The sequence below is a fragment of the Pseudomonas sp. BN414 genome (assembly GCF_029871275.1).
GTDB classification, from domain to species: Bacteria; Pseudomonadota; Gammaproteobacteria; order Pseudomonadales; family Pseudomonadaceae; genus Metapseudomonas; species Metapseudomonas resinovorans_C.
In genome coordinates, this window is sequence record NZ_SSOL01000027.1 from 20,573 (window position 1) to 42,309 (window position 21,737).

General features: G+C 62.9%; 16 protein-coding genes and 3 pseudogenes. 8 read left to right on the forward strand and 11 right to left on the reverse strand.

What is annotated here, in order from left to right; translation table 11 throughout:
* Positions 1-137: 137 nt before the first annotated feature.
* From E8E95_RS03375 to E8E95_RS03385, 3 genes are all read right to left on the reverse strand, one after another.
* A complete protein-coding gene (locus E8E95_RS03375; protein ID WP_280348097.1) occupies positions 138-1,517 on the reverse strand; it encodes an ATP-binding protein in 1,380 nt (459 codons plus the stop codon).
* The gene (locus E8E95_RS03380; protein ID WP_280348099.1) at positions 1,514-2,191 is read right to left on the reverse strand and encodes a response regulator; all 678 of its coding nucleotides are present in this window, start codon (positions 2,189-2,191) and stop codon (positions 1,514-1,516) included. The genes E8E95_RS03375 and E8E95_RS03380 overlap by 4 nt, the downstream gene beginning before the upstream one ends.
* A 61-nt stretch (positions 2,192-2,252) precedes the next feature.
* Positions 2,253-2,858 carry an outer membrane beta-barrel protein gene (locus E8E95_RS03385; RefSeq protein ID WP_280348101.1) on the reverse strand — a complete coding sequence of 202 codons (606 nt, stop codon included), beginning with the start codon at positions 2,856-2,858 and terminating at the stop codon, positions 2,253-2,255.
* A 401-nt stretch (positions 2,859-3,259) separates the two neighbouring features.
* On the opposite strand from E8E95_RS03385, the gene E8E95_RS03390 reads away from it, so the two are divergent.
* Positions 3,260-3,976: a 4'-phosphopantetheinyl transferase superfamily protein gene (locus E8E95_RS03390; RefSeq protein WP_280348103.1), complete on the forward strand. Its 717-nt coding sequence runs from the start codon at positions 3,260-3,262 to the stop codon at positions 3,974-3,976.
* A gap of 136 nt (positions 3,977-4,112) precedes the next feature.
* Here the strand turns inward: E8E95_RS03390 and E8E95_RS03395 are convergent, their stop codons facing one another.
* Together E8E95_RS03395 and E8E95_RS03400 are read right to left on the reverse strand one after the other, a co-directional pair.
* Positions 4,113-5,729, reverse strand: coding sequence for an ATP-binding protein (locus E8E95_RS03395; protein ID WP_280348105.1), 1,617 nt, complete (start codon positions 5,727-5,729; stop codon positions 4,113-4,115).
* A gap of 39 nt (positions 5,730-5,768) precedes the next feature.
* Positions 5,769-6,491, reverse strand: coding sequence for a response regulator (locus tag E8E95_RS03400; protein WP_280348107.1), 723 nt, complete (start codon positions 6,489-6,491; stop codon positions 5,769-5,771).
* A 711-nt stretch (positions 6,492-7,202) separates the two neighbouring features.
* Here E8E95_RS03400 and E8E95_RS03405 point away from each other — a divergent pair.
* Together E8E95_RS03405 and E8E95_RS03410 are read left to right on the forward strand one after the other, a co-directional pair.
* On the forward strand, positions 7,203-10,094 hold the full coding sequence (locus E8E95_RS03405) for a ribonucleoside-diphosphate reductase subunit alpha (RefSeq protein WP_280348109.1): 2,892 nt from the start codon (positions 7,203-7,205) through the stop codon (positions 10,092-10,094).
* Positions 10,095-10,338: 244 nt separating this feature from the next.
* On the forward strand, positions 10,339-11,586 hold the full coding sequence (locus tag E8E95_RS03410; RefSeq protein ID WP_280348111.1) for a ribonucleotide-diphosphate reductase subunit beta: 1,248 nt from the start codon (positions 10,339-10,341) through the stop codon (positions 11,584-11,586).
* Positions 11,587-12,026: 440 nt separating this feature from the next.
* Here the strand turns inward: E8E95_RS03410 and E8E95_RS03415 are convergent.
* The 4 genes and pseudogenes from E8E95_RS03415 to E8E95_RS03430 form a co-directional block, all read right to left on the reverse strand.
* Positions 12,027-12,356, reverse strand: a pseudogene (locus E8E95_RS03415) (PAS domain-containing protein); the annotation flags it as partial.
* A gap of 269 nt (positions 12,357-12,625) precedes the next feature.
* A complete protein-coding gene (gene tenA, locus E8E95_RS03420) occupies positions 12,626-13,291 on the reverse strand; it encodes a thiaminase II (protein WP_280348112.1) in 666 nt (221 codons plus the stop codon).
* A 386-nt stretch (positions 13,292-13,677) separates the two neighbouring features.
* Entirely contained in the window at positions 13,678-14,433 is a 756-nt protein-coding gene (locus E8E95_RS03425; protein WP_280348115.1) for a TIGR01458 family HAD-type hydrolase, read from the reverse strand.
* Between the two features lie 3 nt (positions 14,434-14,436).
* Positions 14,437-15,096 (reverse strand): twin-arginine translocation pathway signal protein, encoded by a 660-nt coding sequence (locus tag E8E95_RS03430; RefSeq protein WP_280348117.1) that lies wholly within the window; start codon positions 15,094-15,096, stop codon positions 14,437-14,439.
* A 199-nt stretch (positions 15,097-15,295) separates the two neighbouring features.
* Here E8E95_RS03430 and E8E95_RS03435 point away from each other — a divergent pair, with 199 nt between their 5' ends.
* Both E8E95_RS03435 and E8E95_RS03440 read left to right on the forward strand, forming a co-directional pair.
* Positions 15,296-17,074, forward strand: coding sequence for a SulP family inorganic anion transporter (locus E8E95_RS03435; protein ID WP_280348119.1), 1,779 nt, complete (start codon positions 15,296-15,298; stop codon positions 17,072-17,074).
* 91 nt (positions 17,075-17,165) lie between these two features.
* Positions 17,166-17,396 (forward strand): hypothetical protein, encoded by a 231-nt coding sequence (locus tag E8E95_RS03440; protein ID WP_280348121.1) that lies wholly within the window; start codon positions 17,166-17,168, stop codon positions 17,394-17,396.
* Here the strand turns inward: E8E95_RS03440 and E8E95_RS03445 are convergent.
* A complete protein-coding gene (locus tag E8E95_RS03445) occupies positions 17,391-18,119 on the reverse strand; it encodes a hypothetical protein (RefSeq protein WP_280348122.1) in 729 nt (242 codons plus the stop codon). The two genes, E8E95_RS03440 and E8E95_RS03445, sit on opposite strands and share 6 nt — an antisense overlap.
* A gap of 365 nt (positions 18,120-18,484) precedes the next feature.
* On the opposite strand from E8E95_RS03445, the pseudogene E8E95_RS03450 reads away from it, so the two are divergent.
* The 3 genes and pseudogenes from E8E95_RS03450 to E8E95_RS03460 all read left to right on the forward strand — a co-directional run bounded on the left by E8E95_RS03450 (position 18,485) and on the right by E8E95_RS03460 (position 21,069).
* Positions 18,485-18,993 (forward strand): annotated as a pseudogene (locus tag E8E95_RS03450) (DUF417 family protein).
* Positions 18,994-19,158: 165 nt separating this feature from the next.
* The gene (locus E8E95_RS03455) at positions 19,159-20,043 is read left to right on the forward strand and encodes a LysR family transcriptional regulator (protein ID WP_280348124.1); all 885 of its coding nucleotides are present in this window, start codon (positions 19,159-19,161) and stop codon (positions 20,041-20,043) included.
* Positions 20,044-20,232: 189 nt separating this feature from the next.
* Positions 20,233-21,069, forward strand: coding sequence for a bifunctional allantoicase/(S)-ureidoglycine aminohydrolase (locus tag E8E95_RS03460; RefSeq protein ID WP_280348126.1), 837 nt, complete (start codon positions 20,233-20,235; stop codon positions 21,067-21,069).
* A gap of 345 nt (positions 21,070-21,414) precedes the next feature.
* Here the strand turns inward: E8E95_RS03460 and E8E95_RS03465 are convergent.
* Positions 21,415-21,534 (reverse strand): annotated as a pseudogene (locus tag E8E95_RS03465) (LysR family transcriptional regulator); the annotation flags it as partial.
* Positions 21,535-21,737: the final 203 nt, after the last annotated feature.

Sequence of the window (21,737 nt, forward strand, 5' to 3'; positions counted from 1 at the left end):
CTCAGGCAGGAACAATCCTGTGGGGGCGAATTCATTCGCTATGCAGGCCGAAGGTCTGCCCTGCCGGCCCATGGGGCAGCTGCGCTGCCCATCGCGAATGAATTCGCCCCCACAAGGCATGCGGACACCAACAGGGATCAAATCAACGGAAACCGAATCCTGAACTCCGCCCCACCCAGCGGAGACTCTTCCAGGAAAAGTTCGCCGTCGTAGCTTTCGATGATGTCCTTGACCACCGCTGTGCCGATACCTTGCCCCGGATGTTGGGCGTCCATGCGTTCGCCGCGCTTGAGGATGCGTTCGCGCTGATCCATTGGTACGCCGGGGCCGTCGTCTTCCACCTTGAGTTCGCAATGGCCGTCGCGCACCTGGGCGCTGACACGGATAACCCCCAGGCACAGACGGAAGGCGTTCTCCAGCAGGTTGCCAAGCATCTCCAACAAGGCGCCCTGCTCCATGGGGATCATCAGGTCCCTGTCGAAATCCCGCTCCACCCGCACGCGCTTCTCGCGGTAGACCTTGTCCAGCGCATCACAGAGGGTGTCCAGCAAGGGCGCCAGGTGCACGCGATGGCGTACCAGGCCGCTCTTGCGCAGTGACGCTCGCTGCAGCTGGTAGCTGATCTGCTGGCTCATGCGCTCGATCTGGCTTTGCAGGACCCGCGCCTGCTCGCGGTCGTCCGGCCGGGCGGCGATGTTCTCGCTGACGCCCTGCAGCACGGAGAGCGGCGTCTTCAAGCTGTGGGCAAGGTCGTCCAATGAGTTGCGATAGCGCTCGCGCTGGCGGCGTTCGCTGTCCAGCAGTCGGTTGAGAGATTTGGTCAGGCGCAGCAGTTCGCGGGGGTGTTCGTCACTCAGGCTGTCACGGCTGCCGGATTCCACCTGGTCCAGCTCGGCACTGAGGCCGCGCAGGCTGCGAAAGCCCCAGGTCAGGCCGAACCAGAGCAGCCCGAGCAGCACCAGCAACGCGCCCCCCAGCCAGAGATAGAGCTGCTTGAGGAACCCGTCGTACATGGACTGGTAGTCGCTCACCGGCTGCATGGTGACGACGCTGTAGGCAGCCCGTTGTCCGCGCAACAGGTCCACCTCCACGTCGTAGACGAAGAACTCGCGCCCCCTGGCATCGGCGACCCGGAGAAACTCGTGGACCTGGCCGTCGTAGCGCGGCCGGTAGGTCACCTGCTCGTCCCGTGAAGACAGCGACTGCCAGACCAGGACGCCTTCGCTGTCGTAGATGTAGCCCAGCTGGCTGGCTTCCAGGTTGTCGAACTCCTCGTTCGGCAGCTTTTCGGGCATCTCCAGCTGACCGTTCTCCACCCGGGCCGCCGCGATCAGCGCACTGGCATCGGCCGCCAGACGCTGTTCGATGGACTGGTCGAGGGCGATCACGAAGGCCCCGCGCAGCGCCGGCAGCAGCGCCAGCATGAACAGCACCGCCATCGCCGCGGCACCGAGCATCAGTCGCAGACGCAGCGACCACCCAGTGGGGTGGAAGAAGCCTCGCCAGCGATGGGTCATCGGCAGCGCTCGGTGAACAGGTAACCCTGCCCACGCACGGTGTCGATCGGCTTGAATCCGCTGCCACCCTCCAACTTGCGGCGCAGGCGCCCCACCAGCACTTCGATCACATTGGGATCGCGCTCTTCATCATTCGGATACAGCTGCTCGATCAGCCGCTCCTTGGCCACCACCTGCTGGTGATGACGCATGAGGTATTCGAGGATGCGGTATTCGTAGGCGGTGAGCGCCACCGGCTCGCCATCCAGCTGTGCCTGCTTGCGGTTCAGATCCAGCAGCAGCGGGCCCGCCTCTATCGTCGATTGGACGAACCCCGAAGAGCGCCGCAGCAACGCATTCAGGCGCGCCTCCAGCTCCTCGAACTGGAACGGCTTGACCACATAGTCGTCGGCCCCGGCAGCCAGCCCCTCGACCTTGTCCTGCCAGTTGCCACGGGCGGTAAGAATGAGGATGGGGAAGCTCTTGCCCTGGCTGCGCAGCTGGCGGATCAGGTCCAGCCCACTCATGCCCGGCAGGCCGAGGTCGACCACGGCCAGGTCATGGTTGTATTCCGCAGCGCGATACAGCGCTTCCTCGGCGTCGGGCACCGCATCCACGACGTGTCCCTGCTCGCCGAGGCGGGTGTAGAGGTGATGACGCAACAGCGCCTCGTCTTCCACAACCAGCAGTTTCATGGGCCGATCTCCCTTTCAAAGAAGCGGCCGGGCAGATGCCCGGCCTGTTGCATGGAACGCATCAGAACTTGTAGTTGGCGCCCAGGTAGGCCTGGCCGCTGCTGTGCAGGTCCAGGGAGCCCAGGCGCGGACCTCCGTGTTCGCCCATGTCGGTGCTGACGTTGGTACGCAGGTAGCGGTAGCCGGCCTCGATCGACGCGTTCTTGCTCAGGTCCTGGAGAATACCGGCCTGCAGACCAGCAGCGTAGTTGATGTTGCTGTCGCGGCTCATGGCCTTGCTTTCCTGCTCCAGCTTGACCAGGCCGAGGGTCGCGCCGCCGAACAGCTTGGTGTTGTAGTCACCCACCGGCACGAACAGGTCGTAGCTGCCGAGCAGGTTCTGCTGACGCAGCTTGTAGCCGCTATCGGTGTCGGAGAAGTTCTCGTAGGTCATGTAGTAGCGGCCGCCGTCAGTCTGCTGGCCGGCACGTACACCCCAGGTGCCGGTCTTGTGGATGACCTTGTCCAGTTCGGGGTTGTTCAGGTTCGCGTTCAGCGAATCGGACTTCTGGATATTGTTGTTGGTCTGACCCCAGGTCAGGCCGACGAAACTGTCCGCGGCCTGGGCGCCGGCGGCGGCAAGCGCCAGGGCGGATGCAAGGGCGATACGGCTGAAGGTACGGTTCATGGTGTGATTCCTTTTCGAGTGGTCGAGTAGTTGCTGAACTCGGGGCTAGATTGCCCATCGACCACTGAACCGCTCCTGAACCCTTCTTGAACCTGAGCTGAACGAAACCTCTAACCCTGTCTGAGACCCTTTCCGTCAGGCGGCTCTTTCCCTCGCGCCCTGAATCGCGGGCAAAAAAAACGGGAGCCCATCCGGGCTCCCGCACTCAATTCAGAGAAAATGTCCGGAACCGGCACTGCCAGGCTTCCAGACTACAACCTCACCTGCGTTCCAGAAGAAACGCCCGGCTAGTCTGGCAAAAACCGGGGCATAGCTTCCGTTTCGCTTTGTTTGCCATTTGCAAACATATGTAAACGGCTGCTCCGCTGGCCGATTCTGACGACGCCGGGCAGAATGCCGCCATGACTTCGAACCACCCCGCTTGTTGCAGCCCTTTCGACACCAGCTGGCCCTTTCCTGAGGCCCTGCCGGGCGTGGTCATGCGTTCCTGCCGCTTCGATCCGGCCCTGCTCGGCGCCGACGACTTTCCGCGCAGCGCCATTGCCGCGCCGGCCAATATCCAGCGCTCGGTGGCCAAACGTCAGACGGAATTCCTCGCTGGCCGCCTCTGCGCCCGCGCGGCCCTCCTCGCCCTGACCGGCCGCGCCGATGTGCCCGCCCTCGGGGAAGACCGTGCACCGGTCTGGCCGGCCGGTATCACCGGTTCCATCAGTCACAGCCACGGCCTGGCCACCGCCCTGGTCGCCCATGACAAGCAATGGCGCGGCCTCGGCCTCGACCTGGAAGAACCCATCTCCGCCGAACGCGCCCTGCGCCTGGCGGAAGAAATCCTCACCCCCGCCGAACTGCAACGAATGGACGGCCTCACGCCCGACCAGCAGGCCCGGCGCATCACCCTGACCTTCTCCATCAAGGAAAGCCTGTTCAAGGCCCTCTACCCCATCGTGCAAATGCGCTTCTACTTCCACGATGCGGAGCTGCTGGATTGCGATGACGCCCGCGCGCGCCTGAGGTTGCTGATCGACTTGTCGGCGGAGTGGAAGACCGGGAGTGAGCTGGAAGGTTGGTATTGCGACTTCCAGGGTCGGTTGCTGAGCCTGGTGGCAGTTGCGGCCTGAAGCTGGTGGAAATCCCTGTGGGGGCGATTTCAATCGCTTAGGGCAGCGCAGCTGCCCCATTCAACCTTGCAGGGCAGCCCTTCGGACTGCATCGCGAATGAATTCGCCCCCACAAGATGTGCCCAGACGGGCAGTGTTACAGCGTCTCCGCCTCGCTCTGCCGCCGCGGCCACACCAGGCTGAAGCGCGCGCCACCCAGCGTCTCGCTGCGACCGATCTGCGCGCGACCGGCGTGCCAATAGATGATGCGTCGCACGATGGATAGCCCCAGCCCATGACCGCCGGAGGCGCGGGTGCGGCTGTCGTCCAGGCGCATGAAGGGTTTGAAGATCTTTTCCCACTGGCTTTCCGGCACGCCGGGGCCATCGTCCTCGACATCGATGCGGCAACGCTTGTGGCCGATCTGGTAGTTCAGCTGAACCCGCGACTCGGCATGGCGCATGGCGTTGCTCACCAAGTTCTGCAGGGCGCGATGCAGGTAGCGCGGTTCAGCCTCGACCCAGGCACCATCAGTGCCGACGTTCAGGCACAGGCCGCGCTCGATACGCACATTGGCGCGCAAATGGGAAAGCTCGGCGATCACCTGGTCGAACAGGGCATCCAGGTCCACACGCTGGAAATGCAGGGCCGGCGAGCCCTGTTCCAGGCGCGCGTAGGTCAACATCTCGTCCACCAGCTTATCCAGCTCCTGGATGTCGCTGTCCATGCCATCCATGTACTTGCGCCGGGCACCCTCGCTCTCGGCGTCGGCGATCATTTCCAGACCGAAACGCAGCCGCGCCACCGGAGTGCGCAGTTCGTGGGATACGGCACGGATCAGCTCCCGCTGCAGCATCAACAGGCGCTGCAACTGCTCGGCCATGCCATTGAACGCCGCCGCCAGACGTCCTACTGAGTCCGCGCCCCTGGCCGGCACCCGCGCATCCAGCTTGCCCTGGGCGATGTCGGTGGCGGCGCTTTCCAGGCCCATCAAACGATGTTCCAGCTGCCGCACCAGGAAGTAGACGGTCAGGCCGATCAGGGTCAACCCAAGCAAGCCGATCAGCACCAGCATCTGCGGTGGATAAGGGTTCATCTGGTGCAGCGGGCCCATCTCCAGCACCCAGGGCGTATCCACCATCCCGGCGAATACACGGATGGAATCGCCATCCTTGCCCAGGGCCATCACCGTATCGCCCTCATCCACCCGGCGGCGCTGGTCGATGTCGAGATCGGCGCTCCTCAACGGGATCAGGCGCAGGTCGAAACCGAACTGCTTGTTCTCCTTGAGCGACGCCAGACGCTGAGGTTGCTCGTTCACCGGGAAACGCACCAGTTCATCCATCAATAGATAGACGGTGGCCCGCGCCAACTGCTCGCTGATCTGCTCCACCTCGCCGGTCAGCAGCAAGCGTTCGCTCATGCTGATGAGGCCATAAACCCGCGCGGCATGCGGACCGGTCTGCTCAACCAGCACCTGGCCACGCACCAGACGGCTGCGCGCGCTGCTGTCCAGCTTCGAGGCGTCCATGGATTCCAGTTTCAGGGGAATGCCCAGCAGGCGCCCCCAGAGCACTACCGCGCGGCGGCGCTCCACTTCGTTCATGGGTTGGAGATTGTCCGCCATCAGGCGGAAGGTGCCGCGAGCGAGGCTCTCGCGGTACTGGTCGGAGCGCACCTCGTTGACCTGGTGAATGGTGAACGCGCCGAGAAGCGCCACCAGCACCAGCGTCACCAGCATGCCGCCATAGATACGCAGGAAGATCGAGTTCATGGACTGTCGCCCGGACGCAGCGGGCCGCCGCTCGGCCCGTCAGAGGCCTTCGGCGGCCTCCCTTACAAATAGATAGCCCTTGCTGCGCACTGTCTTGATCAGGCGCGGGTGCATGGGGTCGTCGCCGATCTTCGGGCGGATACGCGAAATGCGCACGTCGATGGAGCGATCCTGGCCGTCGTACTCGATGCCGCGCAGAGAGTTGAAGATCTCCTCGCGGGACAGGATGCGGCCGGCGTTCACCGCCAGCAGCCAGAGCAGGTCGAACTCGGCGCTGGTCAGCTCGATGCTGCGCTCACTGAGCCAGGCCTCGCGCATGGCGTTGTCGATGACCAGCGGGCCGAACTCCAAACGCCGCTGGTTCTCCGCCACAGGTGCTTCGGCCACCGCCTCGGTGCGCCGCAACAGCGCACGGATGCGCGCCAACAGCACACGCGGGCGTACCGGCTTGCAGACGTAGTCGTCGGCGCCGAGCTCCAACCCGAGGATCTGGTCCATGTCATCGGTGCGCGCGGTGAGCATCAGGATCGGACCCTCGTACTGGCCGCGCAGCTTGCGGCAGATGGACAGGCCATCCTCGCCCGGGAGCATCAGGTCCAGCACCACCAGATCGGGGCGTTCCTTGAGAATGCGCGCCACCGCCTGGCCGCCATCGGACTCGATGGCCACCTGCAGGCCGTTGCCTTCCAGGTACTCGCGCGTCAGATCGGCCAGACGCTGATCGTCTTCGACTATGAGGATTCGCCAGGCTTCTTGCTCCACCACACACTCCCGTAGACAGCGTCCAGACCATCATGAAAAGGGTCGCATTGTAGCAATGCCGGACCGATAGCACAGCGCATGCCAACCAGATACGAAAACACAAGATATTGTGTTAGCTTGCGACGCCATCGACAGCGCCGCCGCACCTCGAAAAACGTCCTTTCGGCGGCGACGAACGGCAGAGCCTAGAGCCACCGGGCCTTTGCCTCCGTTACTCCGCAGTCACCCACAAATCACCCACAAGTTATCCACAGGCTAGATGTTGTGGGTCGCCTTGCAATACCCCCAACAGCGCATTATCTTGTACCCCCATCAAGCCCAGCCCCTACATATTGGGGTGAGGGCGTACCACCGGACACAATTAGAATCAAGCGCTAAAGGCTTTTTCAGGGCCTGACCACCGGTGCGTAACTTGCGGTAATTCACCCACCATCCGCCCCAGGCGAATGGTGCTGGCCCAGGACACAAAGAACGTGACTGGGGGCCGGAAGCCGGTGCGGCGTGAACAACGCCCACCACTAGGTATTGTGTTTGTCACGGCGCTTTAACACCGTGACGTTTGACTTGTAGGGCCAGGAAGGCACTTGAGTCCTGTCCTTCAGCCTCGTAGCTCCACGTTTCGCGTCCGGCGCATTGCCGTGCGTATCGCGTTGTGAAAAGGAATGAAGGCGACTCGGGCGCCCTTACATAAATCAGAACATGGAGAACCCCATGCAGACCGACACCACTCGCGAGAACCCGCAGGCCGCAGCGCCGCAGGCAGCAGATTCCAATCAGGATCTGGCCGCCACTGCGCCCGGCCAGCTGCGCGTGATCAAACGCAACGGCACCGTCGTCCCGTACACCGACGACAAGATCACCGTTGCCATCACCAAGGCGTTCCTCGCAGTGGAAGGCGGTACTGCCGCTGCTTCTTCGCGTATCCATGAAACCGTCGCCCGCCTGACCGAACAGGTCACCGCGACCTTCAAGCGTCGCATGCCTTCCGGCGGCACCATCCACATCGAAGAAATCCAGGACCAGGTCGAACTGGCCCTGATGCGCGCCGGCGAGCAGAAAGTCGCCCGCGACTACGTGATCTACCGCGAATCCCGCGCCCAGGAGCGCTCCAAGCGTGGCGCTGGCAGCGACGTCGCCCAGCCGCACCCGAGCATCCGCATCACCCGCGCCGATGGTAGCCAGCAGCCGCTGGACATGGGCCGCCTGAACACCATCATCAGCGAAGCCTGCGAAGCCCTGGCCGAAGTCGACGGCGCGCTGATCGAGCGTGAAACCCTGAAGAACCTCTACGACGGCGTAGCCGAGAAGGACGTCAACACCGCCCTGGTGATGACTGCCCGTACCCTGGTAGAGCGCGAGCCGAACTACTCCTACGTCACCGCCCGCCTGCTGATGGACACCCTGCGCGCCGAAGCGCTGGGCTTCCTCGGTGTTGCCGAGAGCGCCACTCACCACGAGATGGCCGACCTCTACGCCAAGGCCCTGCCGGCCTACGTGGAAAAAGGCGTCGAGTTCGAACTGCTCGACCCGCAACTGAAGACCTTCGACCTGGAAAAACTGGGCAAGGCCATCAACCACGAGCGTGACCAGCAGTTCACCTACCTCGGCCTGCAGACCCTGTACGACCGCTACTTCATCCACAAGGACGGCATCCGCTTCGAACTGCCGCAGGTCTTCTTCATGCGCGTGGCCATGGGCCTGGCCATCGAAGAGAAGCAGAAAGAAGAACGCGCCATCGAGTTCTACAACCTGCTGTCCTCCTTCGACTACATGTCGTCGACCCCGACCCTGTTCAACGCCGGCACCCTGCGTCCGCAGCTGTCGTCCTGCTACCTGACCACCGTGCCGGACGACCTGTCGGGCATCTACAACGCGATCCACGACAACGCCATGCTGTCGAAATTCGCCGGTGGCCTGGGCAACGACTGGACCCCGGTCCGTGCGCTGGGCTCCTACATCAAGGGCACCAACGGCAAATCCCAGGGCGTGGTTCCGTTCCTGAAAGTGGTGAACGACACCGCCGTCGCCGTTAACCAGGGTGGCAAGCGCAAGGGCGCTGTCTGTGCCTACCTGGAAACCTGGCACATGGACATCGAAGAGTTCATCGAGCTGCGCAAGAACACCGGTGACGACCGCCGCCGTACCCACGATATGAACACCGCGAACTGGATTCCGGACCTGTTCATGAAGCGCGTGTTCGACGATGGCCAGTGGACCCTGTTCTCGCCGTCCGAAGTACCGGACCTGCACGACCTGACCGGCAAGGCCTTCGAAGAGCGCTACGAGTACTACGAAGCCCTGACCCAGTACGGCAAGATCAAGCTGTTCAAGACCATCCAGGCCAAAGACCTGTGGCGCAAGATGCTCTCGATGCTCTTCGAGACCGGCCACCCGTGGCTGACCTTCAAGGACCCGTGCAACCTGCGCAGCCCGCAGCAGCACGTGGGCGTGGTCCACAGCTCCAACCTGTGCACCGAGATCACCCTGAACACCAACAAGGACGAGATCGCGGTCTGCAACCTGGGCTCGGTCAACCTGGTCAACCACATCGTCGATGGCAAGCTGGACACCGCCAAGCTCGAGAAGACCGTCAAGACCGCAGTACGCATGCTCGATAACGTTATCGACATCAACTACTACTCGGTTCCGCAGGCTCGCAACTCGAACCTCAAGCACCGTCCGGTCGGTCTCGGCATCATGGGCTTCCAGGACGCTCTGTACCTGCAGCACATCGCCTACGGCTCCGACGCGGCCATCGAGTTCGCCGACAAGTCCATGGAAGCGGTGAGCTACTTCGCCATCCAGGCTTCCTGTGACCTGGCCGACGAGCGCGGCGCCTACGAGACCTTCGATGGTTCCCTGTGGTCCAAAGGCATCCTGCCGCTGGACTCCCAGCAGATCCTGATCGAAGCCCGTGGCCAGAAGTACATCGACGTCGACCTGACCGAATCCCTCGACTGGGCTCCGGTACGTGCCCGCGTACAGAAAGGCATCCGTAACTCGAACATCATGGCCATTGCGCCGACCGCGACCATCGCCAACATCACCGGCGTATCGCAGTCCATCGAGCCGACCTACCAGAACCTCTACGTGAAATCGAACCTCTCCGGCGAGTTCACCGTGATCAACCCCTACCTGGTACACGACCTCAAAGCCCGTGGCCTGTGGGACCCGGTCATGGTCAACGACCTGAAGTACTACGACGGCTCCGTGCAGCAGATCGAGCGCATCCCGCAAGACCTGAAAGACCTGTACGCCACCGCCTTCGAAGTCGAGACCAAGTGGATCGTCGACGCAGCCAGCCGCCGTCAGAAGTGGATCGATCAGGCCCAGTCCCTGAACCTCTACATCGCCGGCGCTTCGGGCAAGAAACTGGACGTGACCTACCGCATGGCTTGGTACCGTGGCCTGAAAACCACCTACTACCTCCGCGCCCTGGCCGCCACCAGCACCGAGAAGTCGACCATCAACACCGGCAAGCTGAACGCCGTATCGGCAGGTGGCAGCGACACCCTGCAAGCCGCCCCGGCTGCAGCGCCGGCACCGGCTCCGGTACCGAGCGCGTGCTCCATCGATAACCCGGACTGCGAAGCCTGCCAATAAGGCCGCTTCCCCCTCTCCTTAGGGAGAGGGCTCTTCCCTCCCCTCTCCCGCTTGCGGGAGAGGGGCCGGGGGAGAGGGTAAAAAAGGCAGCACCGATATCCGAACAATCACACCCACAAACCGGGTGTGCACAGGCCAGGGCAGCCCACCGCCCCGTCCTTGATCCAACGCTTTCGCGTGCATCCATCCACGCACCCAAACACCCAGGCCGGCACAGACCGGCCCGCAGACCAGGAGAGGAACAATGCTCAGCTGGGACGAATTCGACAAAGAAGACCCCACCGAAGCCAAGGCAGCATCCGCCGTTGCCCAGGCCGCAGCCAAGACCATCGACAAGCTCGACGACGAAGCCGCCGGCTCCGTTGAAGACGCCCGCGCCGTATCGGCCGACGACTCCGACGCCGTAGCCCGCGCCAAGAAGGCCCTGGACGCCCTCGACATTCAGGAAGGCCTGGACGACCTCGAAGGCTCCGCCGCGCGCGTGCAAGTTGGCGACAAGCAGATGATCAACGCCCGCGCCGACCTCAACCAGCTCGTACCCTTCAAGTACGACTGGGCCTGGCAGAAGTATCTGGATGGTTGCGCCAACCACTGGATGCCGCAGGAAGTGAACATGAACGCCGACATTGCCCTGTGGAAGAGCAAGGACGGCCTCAGCGAAGACGAGCGCCGCATCGTGATGCGCAACCTCGGCTTCTTCTCCACCGCCGACTCCCTGGTTGCCAACAACCTGGTGCTGGCCGTGTACCGCCTGATCACCAACCCCGAGTGCCGCCAGTACATCCTGCGCCAGGCCTTCGAAGAGGCGATCCACACCCACGCCTACCAGTACTGCATCGAGTCGTTGGGCATGGATGAAGGCGAGATCTTCAACATGTACCACGAGATTCCTTCGGTCGCGAAGAAAGCGTCCTGGGGCCTGAAGTACACCCGCTCGATCTCCGATCCCAAGTTCGAAACCGGCACCCCGGAAACCGACCGCCAGTTCCTGCGCAACCTGATCGCCTACTACTGCGTACTGGAAGGCATCTTCTTCTACTGCGGCTTCACCCAGATCCTCTCCATGGGCCGCCGCAACAAGATGACCGGCACTGCCGAGCAGTTCCAGTACATCCTGCGCGACGAATCCATGCACCTGAACTTCGGCATCGACGTGATCAACCAGATCAAGATCGAGAACCCGCACCTGTGGGATGCCCAGATGAAGGACGAAGCCACCCAGATGATCCTGCAGGGCACCCAGCTGGAAATCGAATACGCTCGCGACACCATGCCGCGCGGCGTACTGGGCATGAACGCCGCGATGATGGAGGACTACCTCAAATTCATCGCCAACCGCCGCCTGACCCAGATCGGCCTGAAAGAGGAATACCCGGGCACCAGCAACCCGTTCCCGTGGATGTCCGAAATCATGGACCTGAAGAAAGAGAAGAACTTCTTCGAAACTCGCGTTATTGAATACCAGACCGGCGGCGCGCTGAGCTGGGATTGATAGAAACACCCGGTCAGGTCAGCAAAATCGCCTAGCCGACAAAGCGCGGAACGAATCCGCGCGCCCTCGCTGATCAGCGCCAGCTGCAAGCTGGCCACAGCACCGGTGTCATCGGTATAGGTGCGGGCCACCAAGTCACTGGCGAAAGCCTTGGGCGCGGCCTGTGCCACCCGCGATAAGGCACGCTTCACAAAACCCAGGGTGGCCAGGGTTTGCGCGAAGGTAAGCAGCAGCGCGCTGGCGATGCCGAACCCCGCATGCCCGTTGGCGTACAGGGTCGTGCCCAGCAGCGCGCCGAGCACTGGCAGCAGCAAGAAGCGCGCAGCCACGCCCAGTCGCTCTCCCGGGGAATTTGCCGCCCGCCCGCGATTGAGTCGCGCATAAAGCCGCTCGGCGCGGCGCACCTGCCTGGCGTCAGGACGGGTCCTCACCGACTCGTAACCCACCACCTGCCCCGCCTCGAGAATCGGCGTGACATAGGCGTTGACCCAATAGAAATCGCCATTGCTGCAGCGGTTCTTGACGATGCCCATCCAGCTTTTGCCAGCCTTGAGGTAGTCCCACATTTGCCCGAACACCTGTTCGGGCATGTCCGGGTGGCGTATCAGGTTGTGTGGGCTGCCGATCAGCTGCTCGCGGCTGAAGCCGCTGACAGCGGAGAACTCGTCATTGCAGTAGGTGATGATGCCGCGGCAATCGGTGGCCGAAGTCAGATGCTGGTGATCGGGAACGCTGCGCTCCCGTTGGGTGATCGGCAAGTTCTGGCGCATCTGTATTCCTGATTCGAGCAACGCTGCGGATTGTGGGAACCAGGGAATCCCGGCCTCGACAGGCGCCAAGGGACACTGGTGTGCAGAGGCGAGGTTGCTGCGTGATGCAGCTCCGGCCTGGTGCTCAAGATCCTAGGAATGACGGTTCGTCCCGACTTCGCTTTGGCTGTCAGGCACTTTTCATTTCACGACAGGTTTCGGGAGAGGTTCGTCAGAGACGATTGAAGCTGCCTGGATGGCAGCCGCATCAGTGGCTGCCATATCTCTGATCAGGCTTGCGCGCTTGCCAAGCCCATCTGCCAGAAGTCCGCTTCCAGGCGCGATGCCTTCGCGAATACGTCTACCAGTTCCTCGAAACGACGCTCCGTCATGCTGCGCGCCGCCAGGTCATCGAGGTGTTTGCGCGCCGCTGCGGCCACGCCCTGATACGCCTCGCCTGCGTACTCGCCAATCCACTCGCGATAGGGATGATCACCCAGCGCTGCAACGCCGTCGGGCGTCAGGTTGCGGCCGATCTCGGCATAGCCGATCACGCAGGGTGCCAGGGCCACGTGCAGTTCCAGCAGGTCTCCTGCAGCGCCGCAATCCAGTACGAAGCGGGTATACGCCACGGTCGCCTGGTGCTCCGGCGCCGACTCGATGTCTTCCTGCGAAAGCCCCCACCGCGCGCACAACCGCACATGCAGGTCGGTCTCGTCGAGGATGGCCGCCAGCCCCGCCTGCGCCGCCCGAATATCCGCCGGAGTGCGGCTCTTGTAGGCGGCCAGTGCCCAGGCCCGGGCGAACTGGATCAGGAACAGATAGTCCTGCACCAGATACGTCTGAAAGGCAGCTTGCGGCAGCGTCCCGGCTGCCATCTGGCGCACGAATGCATGATCTACATAGCTCTTCCAGTCGGCAGGCGCGGCGGCCTTCAAACGGTCGAAGATATCCATTGTTCAACTCTCGATTACATAAACGGCGTAAAGCTACTCGAGTTCGAGCGCGACGTTTACGTAATTGTGTGACAGCCCGCGACGGTTTCTTCGATCCAACACATCAGGTGCTCACGTTGGGTCTCGCTTCGCTCTAGCGGAACGCCGCCCGCGCCAACCTACGTCCAAAGTCTGATCAGGCTCCACGTAGGATGGGTTGAGGCACGAAACCCATCGCGTCGAGGGTGATGGAGTTCCTCCAGAACCTTCGTTCGCCTGGCCAGATCACGCAAAGCGCTCAGCACCGGGATCGCACCTTACTTCATGAATTTTCTGACCTATTACCCGGAATGAATGAATAGGTATTCCGACCGGTAGCTCCGTGATAGCAAGGCCCAACCCGCCGCTCAGCAATACCGCGCCACTGCCTCCGCCAGGTCGGCGGCCACCAGGGCCTCCGGAGCTTGGGACTCATCCCCTTGCCGATACTTGCCAGTTCGCACCAGACAAGCGTGCAGGCCAGCAGCCTGGGCACCGATGATGTCAGCCACCACATCGTCACCAATCATCAACGCCTGATCGGCACGCACGCCCATATCGTCCAGCGCGCTGGCGAAGAAGTCCGCAGATGGCTTACCCAGCACCAGCGCCGTGGTGCCTGCGGCGTATTCGAGGGCCCGCACGAAAGGCCCGGCATCCAGATGCAAGGCGCCCTGGGCACGGAAGTAGCGGTTGTCGCCCATGCAGATCAGGGGCGCGCCGCCAATCAGCAACTGGAAGGCGCGGTTCAGGTGTTCATAGTCGAAGCGCATTTCTGCATCACCCACGACCACGGCATCCGGGTCTGCCTGATCGAGCCATTGGGCGAATTCCTCTTCCAGCCCCGGATGGATCAGGCAGAACGGGCGCAGCCCGTGGTCCTGCAGGTAACGACGCACGGCCCTGGGCGCAGTGAAGAATTGCTCCGGCTGCACCTCGAAGCCCATGGCCTTGAGTTGTCTTTGGATGGTGGTCAGGCCCTGGCGCGAGGTATTGGTGATCAGCCGCAGGGGGTAGCCTCTGTCCTGCAACTGGCGCACGGCCTGCACGGCGCCAGGAATGGGCTGTTCGCCATCGCACAGCACACCGCTGATATCGAGCAGTATCGCCTGCAACTGGGGCATGACTCAGCCGAAGCCGCGGGCCAGCACGATATCGAACAGGCCCCTGCGCAACTCACCGTCCTGCTCCAACTCGATGGTGTTGGTGAAGCGATCATGGGCCCACGGATCGTCGGCGATGAAGGGGTCGCCCTTGAAGTAGAGCTGTAGCGTGACCGGCACATGGAGCGCCTCCATGATCCGGAAGTGGATATGGGCGGGGCGCATGATCCCGCCGTACTTTTCCAGCCCCGGCAGATTCGGCGGAACGGGGTAGCGGCCAGGCATGACGGTCTCGATGCGATACTTGCCCTGTTCGTCGGTGTAGAGCATGCCGCGCAACTTGAAGTTGCCCTTGTCGGTGTAGTTGCCGGGGGTTTCGGTGTCGTACAGGCCTGCACCGTTGGCCTGCCAGACCTCCACCAGCGCGTTCGGGACGGGCGTGCGGCAATCGGAGCTGAGCACGGTGCCCGTCACCACCAGACGCTCACCCGGTTCCTCGGGCCCGGCCAGCCGCGACTGGAACGGCGCACCGAAGCGGTAGTACGGGCCGAGAATATCGCCTTGGGTCACCGAGCAGGCTTGCTGGGCGAAGGCGGACCTTGCCAGCAATCCGCCACCCAGCAGCACCACGCCGCCGCCGAGAAAATGCCGCCGCGAGATGCCAGCCATTGGATGCTTGTTCACGCCCGCCTCCTCCCGGTATGGGCCGGTTGTAGTGACGACGGCACGCCAGACTACCCGCCGCGGATACGACGAGGCGTGTGCCTGATGAGTCTAGGCACTGCCCATCGCGCCGTCAGGTGCGACTGCTCCCCCGGGTCTACCTTTGCATGCGTGACATGTCGCTTTACGCCATCGGGCCAACACGAAACAGGAGCGGTTCATGAACCAGCCCCCATCCAGCAAGACTGCTGCGCCAGAGCCACCGCCGGGCACCCCGGCTCCTGCGCCCACTGGATGGCGGCGCTGGGTGCCGGGATTGCAGCTCCTGCACGACTACCAACCTGGCTGGCTTCCGCGGGACCTGCTGGCCGGCCTGGTCCTCACGGCCATGCTGATTCCCGTCGGCATTGCCTATGCCGAGGCCTCGGGCGTTCCCGGTATCTACGGCCTGTACGCCACCATCGTTCCCCTGCTCGCCTATGCGCTGTTCGGCCCCAGCCGCTACATGGTGCTCGGGCCGGACTCGGCACTGGTCGCTATCATTCTTGCGGTCGTGCTGCCGCTCTCTGGAGGCGACCCGCAGCGCGCCATCGTCCTGGCCAGTGCCATGGCGCTGGTGTCAGGCGTGGTCTGCATCGGTGCGGGCCTGTTGCGGCTCGGGTTCGTGACGGAATTGCTGTCCAAGCCGATTCGCTACGGCTACATGAACGGCATCGCACTGACGGTGTTGATAAGCCAGACGCCGAAGCTGTTCGGTATCTCCATTGAAAGTGCCGGTCCGCTGCGTGATGTGGTGAGGCTGTTCCAGGCGCTGTTCGACGGCAAGGCCAATTGGTACGCCTTTGCGGTGGGCGCCGGCAGCCTGGTCGTCATTCTGTTGCTCAAACGCTTCGAGCGCGTACCCGGCATTCTCATTGCGGTCGTGGCGGCCACCCTGGTAGTGGGTGCATTCGGCCTGGAAGCCAGCCACGGCGTGAAGGTGGTCGGTGAGGTACCCCAGGGATTACCGAGCTTCGCCCTGCCGCTCATCGAGATGAAAGACCTGACCGCCGTGCTGATCGGCGGCTTCGCCGTGGCCCTGGTCGCCTTCGCCGATACCAGCGTGCTTTCTCGTACCTACGCGGCAAAAACCAAGACCCGCGTGAACCCGAACCAGGAAATGATCGGCCTGGGCGTGGCGAACCTGGCGACCGGACTGTTCCAGGGAATTCCCATCAGCAGTAGTTCCTCACGCACGCCCGTAGCCGAGTCTGCAGGTGCCAAATCCCAACTGACGGGCGTATTTGGCGCCCTTGGCGTGTCGCTGCTGTTGCTACTCGGCCCCAACTTGTTGCAGCACCTGCCGGAAAGCGCGCTCGCGGCCGTGGTCATTGCTTCCGCCATCGGGCTGTTCGAACTCAGAGATCTTCGCCGTATCCACCGCATCCAGCGCTGGGAGTTCTGGCTGTCCATCGTTTGCCTGATAGGCGTGGTCGTGCTCGGTGCGGTCCCCGGCATCGGCCTGGCTGTGCTGATTGCGGTGATCGAATTTCTCTGGGACGGCTGGCGCCCTCATCACGCGATCCTTGGCCGCGTGAAGGGCATCCGTGGCTACCACGACATCTCGCGCTATCCAGATGCGCGACAGGTGCCGGGGTTGTTGCTGTTCCGCTGGGATGCGCCGCTGTTCTTTGCCAACGCCGAGCAGTTCCAGCGCTGCATAGAAGAAGCTATCGCCCAGTCACCCACTCCGGTTCGCCGCGTGGTGGTGGCTGCCGAACCCGTCACCAGCGTCGACGTCACCTCGGCGGACATGCTGGTGGAGCTGGAGCGGAGGCTAAGCAAAGGGGGGATCGAGCTGCGTTTTGCCGAGATGAAGGACCCGGTCAAGGACAAGATGCACCGCCTGGGCGTACTGGATGAGATCGGGACCGAGGTGTTCCACCCGACAGTAGGGTCGGCAGTCGATGCATACCTCGGCGAGCACGATGTCGACTGGAGCGAATCAGGCAACGAATAGGCGCCCCAATCGCCCGTTCATTCCATCCCCCAAGTGTGGGGCCGATCCCCGATCTACCCTCTGGTAGTTGGCGTCCCACCGGAGTGAAGCGATGAATACGAACGACAAACCGAACCTCGACAAGCTCAGCATGAAGCCCATCGATCCCTCGGAACCCTCCGCCCGGGGCAAGGCGAAGTTCCAGATCGAAACACGTCAAGGCGGTGATCGGCGAAAGACGGGGGATCGCCGCGAGACCATCCGCTTCGAGGAGGACCGCCGGCAAGTCAACAGACGCGGCAAGAGCAGCGACCCCTGGGACCAGAGCATCGATTTCTCATGAGTAATGCAGTTCGCTGATATCGATGGCGACCAGCAGCTGCGCTTCGATGGCGTGGTTATTCGCATCGCGGCGGTACGCCCGTCGCTTGCCCGGCACGCGCAGCCCCTGGGCCTCGATGTAATCGTGGACGTACTGGGCGGCGGGCAATCCGCCACTCACGTCGACGCTGTAGTCATGGCGGCGCAGGAGAAAGTCCTCGCCGAAATAGAAGTCCTGTAGCGGGCAATGCGTCGCGACGTCCTCTGGAAAGTGCACCCGCAAACGCCGCCATGGCTGACCGTTCTCATCCCAGGGCGCGACCTCTTCAACCTTCACACCCGGCAGCGTGAAGAGAAACGGCATGGTCAGGTATGACCACAGCGCGTAGCCGTTGAAGTAGGCGCGGTGAAGCGGGTCCCAGGGCGTTGTCTCCCCATGGCCCTGGAACGACGCCCGTGGGTCGAGCCGTTCCGCCCGCAACTGCCCATCGGTGGTTTCGATCGCAATCCGGCCGGGCGTGTATGCCGTGCGCTGATTAGGCGCGCCAAACGGCATCACCGAGGCCCTCTGCTCATGCAACCAGACGGTCATGCGGCGCGGTTCGCTGTCCTGCGTCAGCCCCTTCATGCCCCAGAGCGAACCGCCCGTCACGATGCTGGCATCCACCCGGGTGAACGCATTCCAACGCTCGCGTCCGCCATGCGCCACCAGTACCCGCTCCAGCAGTTCGCTATGCCCGCTCATGGCAATGCTCCTCTCAAGGCCGGACCGATCTGCCGGTCCCCTTATCGGAAAGCGAAGCCCAGGGCTGGGCACTGCGCCAGCGTCGCGGCCGGCAGGGGATTCCCGCTCGCTTTAGACGATCTGCACCAAACCTCATACGTTCTGTACCCAAACGCTTGGCGTACCCGGCAACACTCTCTCCACGCCCAACGCAAACCGCGTGGGATCAGGAGGAGATGACTCATCGGAAACTGATGGCCCCTGGCGTGAGGGGCGCGGAACGAGCACTCGGTCGTTCCCACGCAGGTTGCACGTTGAACCCTTGTCCCATGGCCGCTCAACCAGATTGCCGGGACACCCTTAGCCAAGTTACGGGAAGCCAGATCATGAAAACGCTCGATATCACCAGCCAAGCCAGCCACGCCCAAACCAACAGACTGTCGCTCGGGTCCTACACCACCGCTGTCGGAATCTACGGCACCTACTTCGCCCTCGCCGTCATTTACTTCTGGTTCGGCGGCATGAAATTCACCCAGTACGAAGCAGAAGGATTGGTCCCGCTCGTGAGCAACAGCCCGCTGCTGGGCTGGCTCTATGACCTGTTCAGCGTGCGGACCTTCTCCACCCTGCTCGGGTTCCTCGAAGTGTCCATTGGCCTTCTGATTGCGGGACGCTTGCTGTCGCCGAAGTTTTCGCTGGTGGGTGGTGCCCTTTCCGCCGGGCTGTTCTTCACCACGCTGAGCTTCATGTTCTCGACCCCCGGTGTGATCGAGCCCAGCGTCGGATTCCCAGGCATCAGCGTTGCGCCCGGCCAGTTCCTCCTCAAGGACCTGGGATTGCTCGCCGCCTCCATCTTTGTCGCGGCCACTCGCTGAGCAGGATCGAATCCCGCTGAGCTAGCCGCAACCCAGGCCTGGGGCACTGCGGTGCCCCAGGCCTGGGGCACTGCGGTGCCCCAGGCCTGATCGTTCCGGGCACTCAATGCAGGCTGCAGGCTGGATTGCCGGGACGAAGGTGAGCTGCTAAAAGCTGAATAATCATTCACAAATCCGATACCGCCATGAGTGAAAGTGAGAAATCGAATAGCCGCCTGTTCGACCTCGACCTGCTGAGAGCTATCGTCACGGTGGCCGACTGCGGCAGTTTCACCACCGCCGCCACCCGCCTGCATTCGACCCAATCCACCATCAGCCAGAAGATTCGCCGTCTGGAAGAAATGGCCGGGCATCGCCTGCTGGAACGCGGCAACCGCGATGTGCTGCCCACCGATGCTGGCGACACCTTGCTGGGTTATGCACGACGCCTGCTGGCCCTCAATGACGAAATGGCCGAGGCGCTCTCCGGTGCCACCGTGGCGCTGACCGTACGCATCGGCGTGCCGGACGACTTCGCGACCGGGCGCACCACCGAGCAACTGGCTGCCTTCAACCGGCGCTACCCGCAAGTGAAACTGGAGGTCACCAGCGGTCTCAGCCGCGACCTCAGTGCCAGCTACGACCGTGGCGAACTGGATCTGGTGCTGCTCAAACAGCGCCAGAACAGCCGCGAGGCGGTGGCCTGCTGGCCGGAGAAGACGCGCTGGGTGGACAGCGCCAACAACCCCTGCATCGACCTCGACCCGCTGCCGATCGTCACCTTCCCGCCACGCGGGGTGTACCGCGACGAGATGATCAGCGCCCTCGAATCCGTGGGCCGCCGCTGGCACATCAGCTTCACCAGTTCGAGCCTCTCCGGCATTCAGTCGGCCATCGCCGACGGCATGGGCATCGGCCTGCTGCCCCTGCGCGCGGTCACGGCAGGCCACGCGGTGGTGCCGAAGAACACCGGTCTACCCGCTGTGGATATGTTCGAAGTGGCCCTGCTCCATCGCCCTGCCGCGGACCCGATGGTGCAGGAGCTCGCGCGCGTACTGACACGGGTCCTGGCCCAGGACACTCGGGGCTGAGCGTCAGCCGCACTCACATTCGAAAAATGAATACGGCGGATTCCAACATTTAATTTGTGCATGAAATCGCCGCTGGATATCGTGGCTTTCAGCGACGGCCGCGCCCTCCCCCTGGCGCACCGATCTGCACGGTTTGTCGCCTCGGCGCCATGCGCGCCAGGCAGCATGACAACAATGAGGAAATGCCCCATGTCCAAATCCACCTATTACGCGCCGCACGGCGGGCACCCGGCACAGACCGAGCTGCTCACCGACCGCGCGATGTTCACCGAAGCCTATGCCGTTATCCCCAAGGGCGTGATGCGTGACATCGTCACCAGCCACCTGCCCTTCTGGGACAACATGCGCATGTGGGTCATCGCCCGCCCGCTGTCCGGTTTCGCCGAAACCTTCTCCCAGTACATCGTCGAACTCGCCCCCAATGGCGGCAGCGACAAGCCCGAGCAGGACGTCAATGCCGAAGCGGTGCTGTTCATCGTGGAAGGCGAGCTGACCCTGACCCTGCAAGGCCAGGTCCACACCATGCTGCCGGGCGGCTACGCCTTCATTCCGCCGGGTGCCGACTACAAGGTGCGCAACACCTCCGGTCAGCACACCCGCTTCCACTGGATTCGCAAGCACTACCAGAAAGTCGACGGCGTACCGCTGCCGGAAGCCTTCGTCACCAACGAGCAGGACATCGAGCCGAAGGTGATGCCGGATACAGAAGGCCGCTGGAGCACCACCCGCTTCGTCGACATGGCCGACATGCGTCATGACATGCACGTCAACATCGTCAACTTCGAGCCGGGCGGCGTGATTCCCTTCGCTGAAACCCACGTGATGGAACACGGCCTGTACGTGCTGGAAGGCAAGGCGGTTTATCGCCTGAACCAGGACTGGGTCGAAGTGGAAGCCGGCGACTTCATGTGGCTGCGCGCCTTCTGCCCGCAAGCCTGCTACTCCGGTGGCCCTGGTCGCTTCCGCTACCTGCTGTACAAGGATGTGAACCGCCAAATGCGCCTGACCCTGAACCAGCCGCACTGATGATTCACCTCGACGGGAGCCTTAGGGCTCCCGTTGTTGTTTCTGACATTCCTGCACCACATTCCCTTGTGGGAGCGAATTCATTCGCGAAATAGGCAGGCACCGAGCCGGCCTGCCCCCTCACCCCAACCCCGCTTTGCGCCCCAGCCTGATCGCTTCGCGCTCAGGCGTTCATCGGCACCGGAAGCGGTGCTTCCGAAAGCGTGCCTCTTCACCCCAGCGGGAGAGGGGGCTGTCCGTGCACCGCCGCTGCTCTGTGCCTTCAATGCGGACTTCGTGTAGGAGCGAGCTTGCTCGCGAAAGGTCGGCTCAGAAGGTTCGCGAGCAAGCTCGCTCCTACAAGTCTCAAACCGCCTGGATGATCTGTTCCCTCAACCACTGGTGCGCCGGGTCTCGGTGGGAGCGTTCGTGTCAGAGCATGGCCATCTCGTAGCCCGGTAGCTCCAGCGGGGCCTCCACCACTTTGCGGTCTTTGTGTAGGAGCGAGCTTGCTCGCGAAAGGTGGGCTCAGAAGGTTCGCGAGCAAGCTCGCTCCTACAGGTTTCAAACCGCCTGGATGATCTGTTCCCGCAACCACTGGTGTGCCAGAAAGCGGTTTCGCAGCGTGAAGTGGTCAAGTAAAACTGGACACCGGTTTAGGTCTATCCAGCCAGCGCTTCGCGCTGTAC

Bases quoted from the DNA above. Each gene is read 5' to 3' on its own strand.
- E8E95_RS03375 (WP_280348097.1), bottom strand. From the start codon at position 1,517: ATGACCCATCGCTGGCGAGGCTTCTTCCACCCCACTGGGTGGTCGCTG.
- E8E95_RS03380 (WP_280348099.1), bottom strand. From the start codon at position 2,191: ATGAAACTGCTGGTTGTGGAAGACGAGGCGCTGTTGCGTCATCACCTC.
- E8E95_RS03385 (WP_280348101.1), bottom strand. From the start codon at position 2,858: ATGAACCGTACCTTCAGCCGTATCGCCCTTGCATCCGCCCTGGCGCTT.
- E8E95_RS03390 (WP_280348103.1), top strand. From the start codon at position 3,260: ATGACTTCGAACCACCCCGCTTGTTGCAGCCCTTTCGACACCAGCTGG.
- E8E95_RS03395 (WP_280348105.1), bottom strand. From the start codon at position 5,729: ATGAACTCGATCTTCCTGCGTATCTATGGCGGCATGCTGGTGACGCTG.
- E8E95_RS03405 (WP_280348109.1), top strand. From the start codon at position 7,203: ATGCAGACCGACACCACTCGCGAGAACCCGCAGGCCGCAGCGCCGCAG.
- E8E95_RS03410 (WP_280348111.1), top strand. From the start codon at position 10,339: ATGCTCAGCTGGGACGAATTCGACAAAGAAGACCCCACCGAAGCCAAG.
- tenA (WP_280348112.1), bottom strand. From the start codon at position 13,291: ATGGATATCTTCGACCGTTTGAAGGCCGCCGCGCCTGCCGACTGGAAG.
- E8E95_RS03425 (WP_280348115.1), bottom strand. From the start codon at position 14,433: ATGCCCCAGTTGCAGGCGATACTGCTCGATATCAGCGGTGTGCTGTGC.
- E8E95_RS03435 (WP_280348119.1), top strand. From the start codon at position 15,296: ATGAACCAGCCCCCATCCAGCAAGACTGCTGCGCCAGAGCCACCGCCG.
- E8E95_RS03440 (WP_280348121.1), top strand. From the start codon at position 17,166: ATGAATACGAACGACAAACCGAACCTCGACAAGCTCAGCATGAAGCCC.
- E8E95_RS03445 (WP_280348122.1), bottom strand. From the start codon at position 18,119: ATGAGCGGGCATAGCGAACTGCTGGAGCGGGTACTGGTGGCGCATGGC.
- E8E95_RS03455 (WP_280348124.1), top strand. From the start codon at position 19,159: ATGAGTGAAAGTGAGAAATCGAATAGCCGCCTGTTCGACCTCGACCTG.
- E8E95_RS03460 (WP_280348126.1), top strand. From the start codon at position 20,233: ATGTCCAAATCCACCTATTACGCGCCGCACGGCGGGCACCCGGCACAG.